A 14,564-nucleotide genomic window follows, 5' to 3' on the forward strand; every position below is an offset into this window, starting at 1 on the left:
GACTCGGGGCGAGCCGGACCCGGTGGACCTGGGTGGGCGCCGGGCCGCTCACGGTCGGCCGACGGCCGGCTCCGGTGTCGCGGCGTCCACGGGGACGGCCCGCGCCCGGCGGCCCCGCGGCGCGAAGGACGTCAGGGCCACGCCGCCGACCAGCAGGGCCGCCGCCGCCCAGCGCAGGCCGCTGACCGGCTCGCCGAGGAACAGCGCGGCGGAGGACATGCCGAACACGGGGACCAGGAGGGAGAAGGGCGCCACGGTGGAGGCGGGGTGGCGGCGCAGGAGCCGGCCCCAGGCGCCGAAGCCGAACACCGTGGTGACCCAGGCGACGTAGACCACCGTGCCGGCGCCCTGCCAGTCCAGCGCGCGCAGGGCGGCCGTGTCGCGGTCCCAGCCCTCGGTCAGCAGGGACAGCCCCAGCAGGGGCAGGACGGGGACCGTGCTCACCCACACCATGAAGTTGAGGGCGTCGGGGGGTGCCGCCTTGCGGGTCAGGACGTTGGAGGCGCCCCAGCAGGCCGCGGCGGCGACGCAGAGGGCGAAGGCGCCGAGGGGTCCCGAGGCGCCCTCGTCGACCGCTGCGACGGCGATCCCGGACAGGGCGACCGCCATACCGGCCACGCCGGTCGGCGAGGGGCGCTCGCGCAGGGCGGCGTAGGCGATGAGGGCGGTGAACACGGCCTGGATCTGGAGGACCAGGGAGGACAGGCCGGCGGGCATGCCCGCGTCCATGGCCACGAACAGCAGGCCGAACTTGGCCACGCCCAGCACCAGGCCCACGCCCAGGATCCACTTCCAGGCCACCTTGGGGCGCCCCACCAGGAACACCGCCGGCAGCGCGGCCGCGAGGAAGCGCAGGGCGGAGAACAGCAGGGGCGGGAAGTGGTCGAGGCCGATCTCGATGACGGTGAAGTTGACGCCCCACACGGCGGCGACGAGGACGGCGAGGGCGAGGTGGGCGGGGCGCATACGTCGAGGATCACCTCCCGCGACTGTGCAGCACCAGCGATGATTTGTGCACGGTTCGCTTCAGTGATTCTTAACCCAGGAGTCCGGCATGCTCGATCTCCAGCGTCTGCGCGCCCTGCACGCCGTCTCCGTGCACGGCAGCGTCGGTGCCGCCGCGGCCGCCCTCGGCTACACGCCGTCGGCGGTGTCCCAGCAGATCACCAAGCTGGAGCGGGAGACCCGGACCGTCCTGCTCGAACGCGAGGGCAGGGGCGTCCGGCTGACCGCGGAGGCACATCAACTGGTCGCGGCGGCCCAGGAGTTGCTGTCGATCGTGGAGCGGGCGGAGACGGAGCTGGAGGAGCGGCGCGGGGTGCCGGCGGGCCGGCTGACCATCGCGGCGTTCGCGTCGGCGGCGCGCGGGCTGCTGCCGGGCGTGCTCGCGGACCTGGCACGGCGTCATCCGGCGCTGGACACGCGGCTCAGCGAGATCGACCCGCATCTGTCGGTCGGCATGGTCGCCAAGGGCGCGCTCGACCTGGTGGTGGCGCACGACTGGGACATCGCCCCGCTGCGGGTGCCGCCGGGCGTGGAGCAGGCGGTGATCGGGGACGACCGGTGCACCCTGCTGGTGCCGCGGGGGCACGCGTTCGCGGGGCGGGAGTCGGTGCGGCGCGAGGAGCTGGGCGGGGAGCGGTGGGTGTGCCAGCCGCCGGGACGGGTGTGCCACGACTGGCTGATGCGGACGCTGCGCGGGGCCGGTCACGAGCCGGAGATCGTGCATCAGGCGGACGAGAACCCGACGCTGGTCGCGCTGGTCGCGGCCGGGCTCGGGGTGTCGCTCGTCCCGCGGCTCGGCCGCGGCCCGCTGCCCGGCGGGGTGGTGGAGGTGGCGCTGGACCCGGCGCCGGTGCGGCGGCTGTACGCGTTGTGGCGCACCGGAGTCTCCAGGCGTCCGGCGATCGCGGAGACGGTGCGCACCTTGCAGGAGCACTGGCCCGCGGTGGCCGCGCAGACGCCCGCCGCTGCGGGCTGACACCCCGGCAACACCCGTTGTGCACTCCCTTGACTGGCAGAAACTTCCCGGATATTGGTGACTCCTCGGAAGTTTCCTTCAGCGGACCCTCGCAGCCTCCGGAAGGAGTGCACGTGCACGACACCAGCACGGGAAGCACCGCGAAACCCTCCAGACGTACGGTCCTCGCCGCCGGTGCGGGCGTCACCGCGGCCCTCGCCGTCGGGGCGCCCGCCCTGGCGACCGGGGACGTCGACGACAAGAGGCTGCGCGGCCTCGTCTCCCGCATGACCCTTCAGGAGAAGGTCGGCCAGCTGTTCGTCTCCCGGGTCTACGGCCACTCCGCCACGGCCCCCGACCAGGCGGACATCGACGCCAACCTCAAGGAGTTCGGCGTGCGCACGGCCGCCGAACTGATCGCCAGGTACCGGCTCGGCGGCGTCATCTACTTCGTGTGGGCGCACAACACCCGCAACCCGCGCCAGATCGCCGAGCTGTCCAACGGCATCCAGCGGGCGTCCCTGGACCAGCCGCGCGGCCTGCCCGTACTGGTCTCCACCGACCAGGAGCACGGCATCGTGTGCCGGGTCGGCAAGCCCGCCACGCTGTTCCCCGGCGCGATGGCGATCGGCGCGGGCGGCTCGCGGGGCGACGCGCGGACGCTGGGCCGGATCGCGGGCCGGGAGCTGCGCGCGATGGGCATCCGGCAGGACTACACCCCGGTCGCCGACGTGAACGTCAACCCGGCCAACCCGGTCATCGGCGTACGGTCCTTCGGCGCGGACCCGGCGGCGGTGTCCCGGCTGGTGGCGGCCGAGGTCGCCGGGTACCAGCACTCCGGGGTCGCCGCGACGGCCAAGCACTTCCCCGGGCACGGCGACACCGAGGTCGACAGCCACTACGGCTTCCCGACCATCAAGCACACGCGCGAGCAGTGGGAGGCGCTGGACGCACCGCCGTTCCGCGCGGCGATCGAGGCCGGCATCGACTCCATCATGACCGCGCACATCCTGGTGCCCGCCCTCGACGACTCCGGCGACCCGGCCACCCTCTCCCGCCCCATCCTCACCGGCATCCTGCGCGAGGAGCTCGGCTACGACGGGGTCGTGGTCACCGACTCCCTCGACATGGCCGGCGTACGGCAGAAGTACGGCGACGACCGGGTGCCCGTGCTGGCGCTGAAGGCCGGGGCGGACCAGCTGCTGAACCCGCCCAAGCTCGACCTGGCGTGGAACGCGGTCCTGAAGGCGGTGCAGGACGGCGAGCTGACGGAGGAGCGGCTCGACGAATCGGTCCTGCGGGTGCTGCGGCTGAAGGCGAAGCTCGGGCTGCTCGACGACCCGTACGTCGTCCCGGGCGGTGTCGACCGGGCGGTCGGCCACGGCGCGCACCTGGCCGCCGCCGACCGGATCGCCGAGCGCACCACGACCCTGCTGGTCAACGAGGGCGGCCTGCTGCCCCTCTCCCCCGCCTCCCACGGCAAGGTCCTCGTCCTCGGCGCCGACCTCGCCTCCCCGTCCGGCACCACCGGCCCGCCCACCGGCGTCCTCGCCGCCGCGCTCGCCGAACAGGGCTTCACCACCACCGTGATGTCCACCGGCACGGCACCGTCGGCGGCGGTGATCGACCGTGCGGTCGCGGCGGCCGGGGATGCGGACGCCGTGGTGATCGGGACGTACAACGTCTCGGCGACCAGCAGTCAGAAGACCCTGGTGGAGCGGCTGCTGGCGACGGGCGTGCCGGTCGTCGCGGTGGCGGTGCGCAACCCGTACGACGTGGCCCGCCTGCCCGGCGTGCGCGCCTACCTCGCCACGTACTCCTGGACGGACGTCGAACTGCGGGCGGCCGCCCGGGTCATCGCGGGCGAGGTGTCCCCGCGCGGCAAGCTGCCGGTGCCGGTGCCGCGGGCGGACGACCCGACGCAGGCGCTGTACCCGATCGGACACGGGCTGACGTACTGACGCCCCGTCCGCGTGTCCGGCGCGCCCGCCGTGCCGGACACGCGAACGGCCCACCCCGCGTGCGGCGGGTCCCGCTCTCGAGGACCGTGGTGGAGTCCCCGGAAGAGCCGGCGCCGGGGCCGGGCCGCGAAGGAGGCGTCGTGACGGCTCTGACCCGCATTCCCCTGGGAGAAGGGGGCTCCGTCCTCGTGGAGCAGCCGGGCCTGCCGGACGGGGGCCCGGTGAAGGCCGGCCGGACCGGCGACACCGTGCGCGAGCTGCCGACGACCCTGGAAGGCGCCCTGGAGCCGGTCACCGAGGCCGCGCGTGCCGCGCTCACGCAGTTGCGCAAGGCCCGCCCGGACGAGATCACCATCGAGTTCGGGGTGGCCCTGACCTTCGAGGCCGGAGCCGTGATCACCAAGACCCAGGCCGGCTGTCATCTCAAGGTGACCGTGTCCTGGAAGCACGAGAGCCCCGGCGCCGAGAGCGGATCGCCGTGACGGGTGGTGGCGCGGCATCCGGTCTGCCCACGGCGGTCGCACAGGTCCTCGCTGCGGACGGGCGGGTGGCCGGCACGGGCTTCCTGGTCGCCGAGGACGTCCTGGTGACCTGCGCGCACGTCGTCGAGGCGGCGGGCGGCGGCCCCGGTGCCCCGGTCGCGCTGTCCTTCCCGCACGTGGCGGGCGCGGAGCGGGTGGAGGGCACGGTCGCGGAGGAGCCGTGGCGGGCGTCCGACGCGGAGGACGTGGCGTTCGTCCGGCTGGCGAGCGCGCCGGCCGGGGCTCAGGTGCTGCCGCTCGGGTCGGCGGAGGGTTGCCGGGGCCACAGGGTGCGCTCGTACGGTTTTCCGACCCAGGCCCGCGCCGAGGGGCACTACGGCTACGGCGAGGCGGGCGACGTGCTGCTCGCCGTGCACGGCGTGGGCGCGCAGTTGCAGCTGACCGCAGCCAACGACCTGACGACCGGGTTCAGCGGCGGGCCCCTCCTGGACGATGTCACGGGCCTGGTGATCGGCATGGTCACCGAGATCACCGCGCCCGACGCGTACCAGCGGGGCCTGGGCATCGCCTACGCCACCCCCACCGGGGTGCTGCGGGAGATCCTGCCGGACCTGGCCGAGAGCGAGGTGTGCCCGTACCGGGGGCTGGAGCCGTTCACGGCCGAGCACGCGCGGTGGTTCGAGGGCCGGTCGGAGGCGGTACGGCAGGTCGTGACGAACCTGGCCAGGCAGCGCAGGCTCACGCTGCTGCTGGGGCCGTCGGGGTCCGGTAAGTCGTCGCTCATCCAGGCCGGTGTGCTGCGCGAGCTGGCGGCGGGAGTGCTGCCGGGCAGCGACCGCTGGCTGCCGGTGCTGGCGCGGCCGGGGCAGGACATGCTCGCCGAGATCGAGCGGGCGGGGCTGCCGGGGGCGAGCGCCGGCGGGATCATCGCCGCGGTCAACCGGCGGCTGGCGGAGGAGCCTTCCCGCCAGCGTGTCCTGCTGGTCATCGACCAGTTCGAGGAGCTGCTGGTGCACGGCACCAACGGGCGGCTGCGGGACACCCTCGCGGTGATCGACGAGGTCACCTCGGCCGCCGACTGGTACACCAAGATCACCGTGATCCTGATCATGAGGGACGACTTCTACCCGCAGCTGGCGGCGCGGGCGCCCCGGCTGCTGGACGCCGCGATGCCGGGACTGCTCAACGTGCCGGGCACGCTCGGCTACGAGGACCTGCACGACATCATCGTCAAGCCGGCCCAGGACGTGGGGCTGCGCTTCCAGCCCGGGCTGCCCGAGCGGATCATCGGGGACGTCCTCGACATCACCCCCGAGGCGGCCGTCACCCGGCGGGCGCCCGTCACCGTGCTGCCGCTGCTGGAGATGACCCTGCGCCAGCTGTGGGACCGGCGCGCGGACGGCCACCTCACGCATGAGGCGTACCTGCAGATCGGGGGCGTCAGCGGCAGCGTCACGACCTGGTGCGACAGCGCCCTGGAGGAGCTCTCCGCCGACCAGCAGGTCATCGCCCGGCGCGCGCTGACGTCCCTGGTGCATCCGGCGGACCCCAGCCACAACATCACCGCCGTCCGCACCCAGGTCCCGCTGAACGAACTGCGCGACCTGGCGGCCGACCCGGGCGCCTCGGGCGAGCAGGGCGACGTCGACGCGGTCATCGTTGCGCTCGCCCGGCGTCGAATCATCACGACCCAGAGTCTCCAGGCTTCCCGGATCCCGGGCGGGCCTCCCGGCGAACCGGTCGCCGAGCTGATCCACGAGGCCCTCATCCGGGACTGGGGCGCCCTGCGCAAGTGGGTCGACGAGGACCACCGCTTCCAGGACTGGCTCAACCGGACCCGTGAACGCCAGGCCCGCTGGGAGGCCGAGAAGCACCCGGGGGACCTGCTCGGCGGGACGGCGCTGGCGGAGGGACTGGAACTGGCCCAGAAGCGGAGGCTTCCCGCGGACATCGCCGAGTTCCTGGCGGCGAGCCGGGACCGTCAGCGGGCGGTGATCCGGCGCAGCCGGCGGCTCAACGCGGTACTGGGAAGTCTGCTGGTGCTGGCGCTGATCGCGGTGGGCGGGGCGGTCTGGCAGCGGAACCGGGTCGAACATGCCAAACAGCGTTCCGTGTCACGCCAGTTGGCGGGGGAATCGAACGACCTGCTCTACACCAACCCGGAACTGGCCGCGCTGCTGGCGGTGAAGGCGTACCGGACCAAGAACACGTCCGAGGCCACCGACACCGTGCGCAGTGCCGCGGCCCTGCCCGCGCACCGCCGCCTGTCCGGGCACAGCGACGTGGTGCGGGCGGTCGCGTACAGCGAGGACGGCGGCATGCTCGCCTCTGCCGGGGACGATCACACCGTCCTGCTGCGGGACGCGAGGACACTGAAGATCCGGCTCAGGCTCACTCAGCACAAGCAGCCGGTGAACACAGTGGCGTTCAGCAAGGATCGCCTTGCCACCGGCAGCGACGACGGAACCGCCCGCGTGTGGGAGCCGGACACCGGCGAACTCCTGCGGACGCTCTCCGGCCACACAGGGCCCGTCAGGGCGGTCGCGTTCAGCAAGGACGGCCGGATCCTCGCGACAGGCAGCGACGACAAAACGGTCCGGCTGTGGGACGCACACACGGGTGAACGCCTCGGCACGTTGAGGGGGCACACCAAGCCGGTCAGGACGCTGGCCTTCCATCCGGACGGGAAGACCCTCGCCACCGGCGGTGACGACAACACCGTACGGCTGTGGGACGTGGATGCCAGGCGATCGACCAGGACACTCACGGAGCACACACTGCCGGTGACGTCGGTGGTATTCAGCCCGGACGGTGACACCCTCGCCACCGCGGACGATTACGACGTATTTCTGAGGGACCCGCAGAGCGGCGACAAGCACACGACCTTGTACGAGTCAGCGTTTCTGATCGTCTTCAGCCCGGACGGCAAGTCCTTCGCCACCGCCACCGACCGCTACGTACGGCTCTGGGACACCGACACCACAGGTCCCAGAGGCACCCTGATCGGACATTCCGACGACGTGCTCGCGTTGGCGTACAGCCGCGACAACCGCACCCTCGCCACCGCCAGCCGCGACACGACGGTGCGGCTGTGGAACGCGAACCTCGGCAAGGACAACACCACCCTCAGGGGACACACCAACCGCGTATACAAAGTCGCCTACAGCATGAAGGGTGACAAGGTCGCCACCGCAAGTGCTGACGAGACCGCTCAGCTCTGGGACCCCGACACCGGCAGACGACTGGAGGAGCTGAAGCTCGGGGGTGAGGTGAACGTGGCGGCCTTCCACCCGGACGGCCACACGGTCGCCACCGCGAGCGACGACAAGACCGTTCGCCTGTGGGATGCGAGCACCGGGAAGGTGATCATCGAACGCAAGAGGGAACACCAGAACCTGGTACGTGCGGCGGCGTTCAGTCCCAACGGCCGAACCCTCGCCACCGCCGACGAGGACGGCACCATCTATCTGCGGAACGCGCACACGGCTAAGGTCCTCCTCCACCCGCTCGCCACGCACAGCGGGCCCATCTACGACGTTGCGTTCAGCCCGGACAGCCGAGTCCTCGCCACGGCCGGCGACGATTCGACGGCGACTTTGTGGGATGTGTCCTCCGGACGGAGGATCAAAGTACTTCGTGGGCACCACGACTCGGTCTTGTCCGTGGCATTCAGCCCGGACGGCCGCAGGGTCGCCACCGGCAGCTACGACGGAACGGTCCGGCTGTGGGACGCAGTGAGTGGTGTGGTCCTCATCGAGATGACCAAGCACAGGGCGGGCGTGGAGACCGTCGCGTTCCACCCCTACCGCAAGATTCTCGCGACGGGCAGCGACGACGGAACCATCCGGCTGTGGGACTCCGACACCGGCAAGGCCCGTGTCGCCGTCCTCGCGAGCTTCAGCGAGGTGACCTCAGTGGCTTTCAGTCCTGACGGGCGTGCCCTCGCCACAGCGGGTGGGGACGGGACGGCACGGCTGTGGAGGATCGCCTCCATCCCCGAGGCCGACGAGGCAGCCCGGCAGGTCTGCCGCACCTTCGGTCGCGACCTCAGCCGGCTGGAGCGGGCGGCCTACGTCCCCGGCGACTCGGACGCCACCGTCTGCCCCTGAAACCCCGACGGCGGGCCCCGCGGAGCCCGCCGTCGAAGTGACAGTCGGTCAGCGGCGCAGGCCGCGCTCCGGCATCCGCCGGTCCAGCTTGGCGTCGAACTTCGCCAGCGGCTTGGCCTCCGAGACGACGGTGGAGGAAAGGCCCGCCCACTGAAGGATCTTGGCCGTGGCGAGGGTCTTCTCCGTGTCGACCAGGCCCGCGACGCGGGCTCCGTGGTTGGCGCCGGGGGCCGTGAAGACGTAGGAGTCGCGGGCGCCCTTGCCGAGGCGGAACTGCTCGGCGCCCCAGGGGTCGTTCTGGCCGTAGACGAACAGCATGTGGTGCGCGTGGTGGCGGACCCAGCTGTCGACGTCGCGCATGGCCCACGGCTGGAAGGTCATGGGGATGTCACGCGGGACGAAGTTGCGCGGCGGCTGGTAGCCGTAGCGGATGTACTGCTTCTCGACGTGCGGGAACTGGATGGTGGGCGCGCCCAGCTGGGTGCCCGCCTGGTAGTAGTACGGCGTGTACGTGGCCAGGCCCTGGTCGGCGTACGCCGAGAAGCCGGAGATCGTGTCGATCGAGGTCCAGATCTCGTCGTCCGAGGCGTGTGCCGCGTCCGCCGGGATGGTGTCGCAGTCGGCGAGCAGGCTGTACTGCCAGAAGCCCCAGACGTAGTCGAGGACGACGGCCTCGTAGGCGCGGTCCAGGCCGCCGATGGTGTCGAAGGTGAGGCCGTTCTCGGCGGCGTACGCCTCGTACTTCTTCTCCAGCGGCTCCCGGCGCACGAGCGCCTCGCGCTGGACGGCGTTCAGCCGGTCGCGGCACTCCTTGGTGCCGACGGTCGCGAAGAAGCGGTCGTAGGCGGAGTCCTCCTTGTTGACGACGTCGTTGGGGGCCACGTAGGCCACCACGCCGTCCATGTCGCGGGGGTAGAAGCGCTCGTAGTAGGTGGCGGTCATGCCGCCCTTGGAGCCGCCGGTGGAGATCCAGTTCTGGGAGTAGATCCCCTTCAGCGCCTCGAAGATGCGGTGCTGGTCGCTGGCGGCCTGCCAGATGTCCAGCTTGCTCCAGTCCGCCGGGGCGGGCCGGGACGGGGTGAAGAAGCGGTACTCCATGGAGACCTGGTTGCCGTCCACGATCTGGGTCGGCTCGCGCCGGCTGGGGGTCGTGGAGACGTTGTAGCCGCCGGTGTAGAAGACCGTCGGGCGGCTGACGTCCTTGTGCAGGACGGTGATCCGCTGCTGGAACGTGCCCGCCGACGGGTTCCGGTGGTCGACCGGCTGGGTGAAGTTGAGGACGAAGAAGCGGTAACCGGTGTACGGCTTCTCCTCGATGAGGCTCACTCCGGGTATCGCGAGCAGCCGGTCCTTGATGTCGCCGGTCGCGGTGGCCTCCGGCTGGGCGGCGGTGGCCGCCCCGGCCGTGCTCAGCGTGCCGATGAGCACGGTGAGCGCGAGCAGCCATCTGAGCGCCTTGCGCATGCACCCTCCCTGGGAAACAGATGTGCGCCGGAAGCTATCGGAGCAACACCGTTCACACCAGGGGAGGTTGAGCTAACAGTTGCGCAAAAGGATCTATCCGGGACGATCGTGCCCGGTCAGCACAGGATCCAGCCCGAGTCCACCGAGCCGTTGCCCCGCGAGCCCTTGACCCGGACGCAGCGCTGACCGGCGTAGGTGTCGACCGGGCCGATGCGGCGCGTGCGCATGCCTTCCTGATGGGCGGGCCGGAAGCCGCGCGCCTGCACGCTGACGGTCATCCAGCTGCGCGCACCGGGGTGCCTGGCGACCGTGACCGCGCACACGAGGCCACCGCTCTTGTAGACGTGCACCGCGCCGGTGGCGAAGCCCAGGGTGCGCACCTTGCGGCCGGCGCAGTTCTGCGCGGAGGCCGCGTGGGCGGCGCCCGGCGCGCTGAGCGCGAGCAGGCCGGACGCGGTGAGCACGGCCATGCCGAGCGCAAGCCATCGGCGTATCGCACTCCTGTCCACCGGCGCCCCTCCCGAACCCGACCGTCGCCGTACTGCTGTACGGACGCCGTCCAGGTGCAGGATGGTTGCACAACCGGGACGGGACCCGGACACAGGGCCCCGTCCGGTCAGTTCACCGCCGCGACCGGCTCCCCCACGAACGTCGCCCACAGCTCGGCGTAGCGGCCGCCGCGGGCCAGCAGTTCCTCGTGCGTGCCGTCCTCGGCGACGCGGCCGTGGTCCATGACGACGACCCGGTCCGCGCGGGCGGCCGTGGTGAGGCGGTGGGCGACGACGAGGGTGGTGCGGCGGCCGGCGAGGCGGTCGGTGGCCTGGTTGACCTGGGCCTCGGTGGCCAGGTCGAGGGCGGCGGTGGCCTCGTCGAGGAGCAGCACGTCGGGGTCGACGAGTTCGGCGCGGGCCAGGGCGATGAGCTGGCGCTGGCCGGCGGAGAGGTTGCGGCCCCGCTCGGCGACCTCGTGGAGGTAGCCGCCCTCCAGGCGCGCGATCATCTCGTGGGCGCCGACCGCGCGGGCGGCGGCCTCCACCTCGGCGTCGGTGGCGTCGGGGCGGCCGTAGGCGATGGCGTCGCGGACCGTGCCGGGGAAGAGGTACGCCTCCTGCGGGACGACGCCGAGGCGGTGCCGGTAGGAGGTGAGGTCCAGGTCGCGCAGGTCCGTGCCGTCGACGGTGACCCGGCCGGACGTCGGGTCGTAGAAGCGGGCCACCAGCTTCACCAGGGTCGACTTGCCCGCGCCGGTCTCGCCGACGAAGGCGACCGTCTGGCCCGCGGGGATGCGCAGGTCGATGCCGCTGAGCGCCTCCTCCGGCGCGTCGGAGGGGCCGTACCCGAAGTGCACGTCCTCGAAGGCGATCTCGCCCCGCAGGGAGCGCACCTCGCGCGGCTTCTCGGCGCTGCGCGTGGACGTCGGCTCCCGCAGCAGCTCCTGGATGCGGCCGAGGGAGACGGACGCCTGCTGGTAGCCGTCGAAGACCTGGGAGAGCTGCTGAACGGGCGCGAAGAACAGGTCGATGTAGAGCAGGTACGCCACCAGCGCGCCCGTGGTCAGTGTGGCCTCGGCGACCCGGCCGGAACCGGCGATCAGCACCGACGCGGCGGCGGCCGCGGAGAGGAACTGCACGAACGGGAAGTAGAGGGAGATCAGCCACTGTCCGTGCACGCGCGCCCTGCGGTAGTCGTCGCTGCGCTCGGCGAAGTCGCGCGCCCCGTCGCGCTCGCGCCGGAAGGCCTGCACGATCCGCAGCCCGGCGACGGTCTCCTGAAGGTCGGCGTTGACCACCGACACCCGCTCGCGGGCCAGTTCGTAGGCTTTCACGCTCGCGCGGCGGAAGTAGTACGTGGCGACGATCAGCGGCGGCAGCGTGGCGAAGACGACGAGGGCCAGCTCGATGTCGAGCACCAGCAGCGCGCCCATGATGCCGAAGAAGGTGACGACCGAGACGAAGGCCGTGACCAGGCCGGTCTGGAGGAACGTGGACAGGGCGTCGACGTCCGTGGTCATCCGGGTCATGATCCGGCCGGTCAGCTCGCGCTCGTAGTAGTCGAGGCCGAGCCGCTGGAGCTGGGCGAAGATCTTCAGCCGCAGCGCGTAGAGGACCCGCTCGCCGGTACGGCCGGTCATCCGGGTCTCGCCGGTCTGCGCGGCCCACTGGGCGGCCACCGCGAGCAGGCCGAGCAGGGAGGCCGCCCACACCGCGCCGAGCGCGGCCTCGCTGACGCCGCTGTCGATGCCGTGCCGGATCAGCACCGGCAGGAGCAGGCCCATGCCGGCGTCGACGGCGACCAGGCCGAGGCTGACCAGCAGGGGCAGGCCGAAGCCCTTGAGCAGCCTGCGCAGGCCGTAGCTGTCCTCGGGCCGCACCGCGCGGGCCTCGTCGACCTCCGGGGTGTCGGTGGCCGGTGGCAGGGCCTCGACCTGGGCGAGCAGCTCGGGGGTGGCGGGGGTGCCGGACAGGGCGGTGTCCCTCGGCTCCCGCTCCCCCGCCCACAGCCGGGGCGTGATGCCGCGCTCGGCGTCGAACTCGGCGTCCAGCTCGTCGCGGACGGAGGTGTCCTCGGCGGGCGCGAGCTGCTGGGTGTGGCCCGGGGAGACGCCGCCGAGCTCGTCGGGGTCGGTGAGCAGGCGGCGGTAGAGGGCCGAGCGCTCCTGGAGCTCCTCGTGGGTGCCGAGGTCGGCGAGGCGGCCGCCGTCGAGGACGGCGATGCGGTCGGCGAGGTTGAGGGTGGAGCGGCGGTGGGCGATCAGCAGGGTGGTGCGGCCCCGCATGACCTCCCTGAGGGCCTCGTGGATCTCGTGCTCGACGCGGGCGTCGACGGCGGAGGTGGCGTCGTCCAGGACGAGCAGGCGCGGGTCGGTGAGGATGGCGCGGGCGAGGGCGACGCGCTGGCGCTGGCCGCCGGAGAGGGTGAGTCCGTGCTCGCCGACCTTGGTGTCGTAGCCGTCGGGCAGCTCGGCGATGAAACGGTCCGCCTGGGCGGCGCGGGCGGCTTTCCGGATCTCCTCGTCGGTGGCGTCGGGGCGGCCGTAGGCGATGTTGTTGCGGACGGTGTCGGAGAAGAGGAACGAGTCCTCGGGGACCAGCCCGATCGCGGCCCGCAGCGACTCCAGGGTCAGCTCGCGCACGTCGTGGCCGCCGATGAGGACGGCACCGTGCGTGACGTCGTAGAAGCGCGGCAGCAGCAGGGAGACGGTCGACTTGCCGGAGCCGGAGGAGCCGACGACGGCGAGGGTCTCGCCGGGGCGGATCTCGAAGGACAGCCCCCCGAGGACGGGGCGGTCGTCGTCGTAGCCGAAGGAGACGTCGTCGAACTCGACGGTCGCGGGCGCGTCGGCGGGCAGTTCCTTGGTGCCGTCGGTGAGCGAGGGCTCGGTGTCGATCAGCTCCAGTACGCGCTCGGTGCCCGCGCGGGCCTGCTGGGCGACGGTGAGGACCATCGCGAGCATGCGGACCGGGCCGACCAGCTGGGCGAGGTAGGTGGAGAAGGCGACGAAGGTGCCGAGGGTGATGTGGCCGCGGACCGCGAGCCAGCCGCCGAGGGCGAGCATGGCGACCTGGCCGAGCGCGGGGACGGCCTGGAGAGCGGGGGTGTACCTGCTGTTCAGGCGGATGGTGCGCAGCCGGCCGGCGAAGAGGCGGCGGCCGACCTCCCGGAGCTTGCCGGTCTCCTGCTCCTCCTGCCCGAAGCCCTTCACCACGCGTACGCCGCTGACGGCGCCGTCGACGACTCCCGCGACCGCGGCCGCCTGGGCCTGGGCGTACCAGGTGGCGGGGTGCAGCTTGGCGCGGCTGCGCCTGGCGATGAACCACAGGGCGGGCGCGACGGCCAGCGCGACCAGCGTCAGCGGGACGGACAGCCAGGCCATCACGACGAGGGAGATCAGGAAGAGGGCGAAGTTGCCGATGGTCATCGGCAGCATGAAGAGCAGGCCCTGGATCAGCTGGAGGTCGCTGGTGGCGCGGCCGACGACCTGGCCGGTGGACAGCTCGTCCTGGCGGCGGCCGTCGAGCCGGGTGATCGTGCCGTACATCTCCGTCCGCAGGTCGTGCTGGACGTCGAGGGCGAGCCTGCCGCCGTAGTAGCGGCGGATGTAGGTGAGGCCGTAGACGAGGGCGGCCGCGCCGATCAGGGCGCCGGCCCAGGGGGCCATGTCACGGGTCCGGGCGGTGACGACGTCGTCGATGATCACCTTGGTGATCAGCGGGACGACCGCCATGACGGCCATGCCGAGGAGGGAGGAGGCGAGGGCGAGGACGACGTCCTTGGGATATCGCCAGGCGTATGCCGCCAGTCTCCGTGCCCATCCCCGTTTCGGTTCCACGTCGGTGCCCTCCGGTCGTGCTGTTCACCTGATCTGCCGGAAGGCTGCAACACCGAAAGAAGCGGATTTCATCCCTCCGCAACAATCGGCCGCAAAGCGCGGTCGCTCCAGCGCGAGCAGGTCTCTCAGCAGCACCTTTACCGTCGCCTACCTTTTCTTTACAAAGATCATTTTCTTACTTAGGTTCCCCTCAGGGCGTGACCACGCCCGAGATCAGAAACAAGCCGCTCAGCGGCATACCAGGGGAGACAAGTGAAT

General features: G+C 72.0%; 8 protein-coding genes. 4 read left to right on the forward strand and 4 right to left on the reverse strand.

Features of this window, described 5'->3' with window-relative positions; genetic code table 11:
• Positions 1-48: 48 nt before the first annotated feature.
• Positions 49-966, reverse strand: a complete 918-nt coding sequence (locus ACIGXJ_RS05290; RefSeq protein ID WP_399641768.1) for an EamA family transporter — start codon at positions 964-966, stop codon at positions 49-51.
• 88 nt (positions 967-1,054) lie between these two features.
• Here ACIGXJ_RS05290 and ACIGXJ_RS05295 point away from each other — a divergent pair, with 88 nt between their 5' ends.
• The 4 genes from ACIGXJ_RS05295 (at position 1,055) to ACIGXJ_RS05310 (ending at position 8,512) form a co-directional block, all read left to right on the forward strand.
• Positions 1,055-1,981: a LysR family transcriptional regulator gene (locus tag ACIGXJ_RS05295; RefSeq protein WP_399641770.1), complete on the forward strand. Its 927-nt coding sequence runs from the start codon at positions 1,055-1,057 to the stop codon at positions 1,979-1,981.
• Between the two features lie 113 nt (positions 1,982-2,094).
• The gene (locus ACIGXJ_RS05300; protein ID WP_399641772.1) at positions 2,095-3,921 is read left to right on the forward strand and encodes a glycoside hydrolase family 3 protein; all 1,827 of its coding nucleotides are present in this window, start codon (positions 2,095-2,097) and stop codon (positions 3,919-3,921) included.
• Between the two features lie 140 nt (positions 3,922-4,061).
• Positions 4,062-4,403 carry a CU044_2847 family protein gene (locus ACIGXJ_RS05305; protein WP_399641774.1) on the forward strand — a complete coding sequence of 114 codons (342 nt, stop codon included), beginning with the start codon at positions 4,062-4,064 and terminating at the stop codon, positions 4,401-4,403.
• 65 nt (positions 4,404-4,468) lie between these two features.
• Positions 4,469-8,512, forward strand: coding sequence for a trypsin-like peptidase domain-containing protein (locus tag ACIGXJ_RS05310; protein WP_399641776.1), 4,044 nt, complete (start codon positions 4,469-4,471; stop codon positions 8,510-8,512).
• A gap of 48 nt (positions 8,513-8,560) precedes the next feature.
• Here ACIGXJ_RS05310 and ACIGXJ_RS05315 read toward each other — a convergent pair whose 3' ends face one another.
• From ACIGXJ_RS05315 to ACIGXJ_RS05325, 3 genes are all read right to left on the reverse strand, one after another.
• The gene (locus tag ACIGXJ_RS05315; RefSeq protein ID WP_399641779.1) at positions 8,561-9,976 is read right to left on the reverse strand and encodes a S28 family serine protease; all 1,416 of its coding nucleotides are present in this window, start codon (positions 9,974-9,976) and stop codon (positions 8,561-8,563) included.
• 116 nt (positions 9,977-10,092) lie between these two features.
• Entirely contained in the window at positions 10,093-10,485 is a 393-nt protein-coding gene (locus ACIGXJ_RS05320) for a hypothetical protein (protein ID WP_399641781.1), read from the reverse strand.
• Between the two features lie 107 nt (positions 10,486-10,592).
• The gene (locus ACIGXJ_RS05325) at positions 10,593-14,306 is read right to left on the reverse strand and encodes an ABC transporter ATP-binding protein (RefSeq protein WP_399641782.1); all 3,714 of its coding nucleotides are present in this window, start codon (positions 14,304-14,306) and stop codon (positions 10,593-10,595) included.
• Between the last annotated feature and the right edge of the window lie 258 nt (positions 14,307-14,564).

This window comes from Streptomyces sp. NPDC053367 (assembly GCF_044545925.1).
GTDB lineage: Bacteria > Actinomycetota > Actinomycetes > Streptomycetales > Streptomycetaceae > Streptomyces.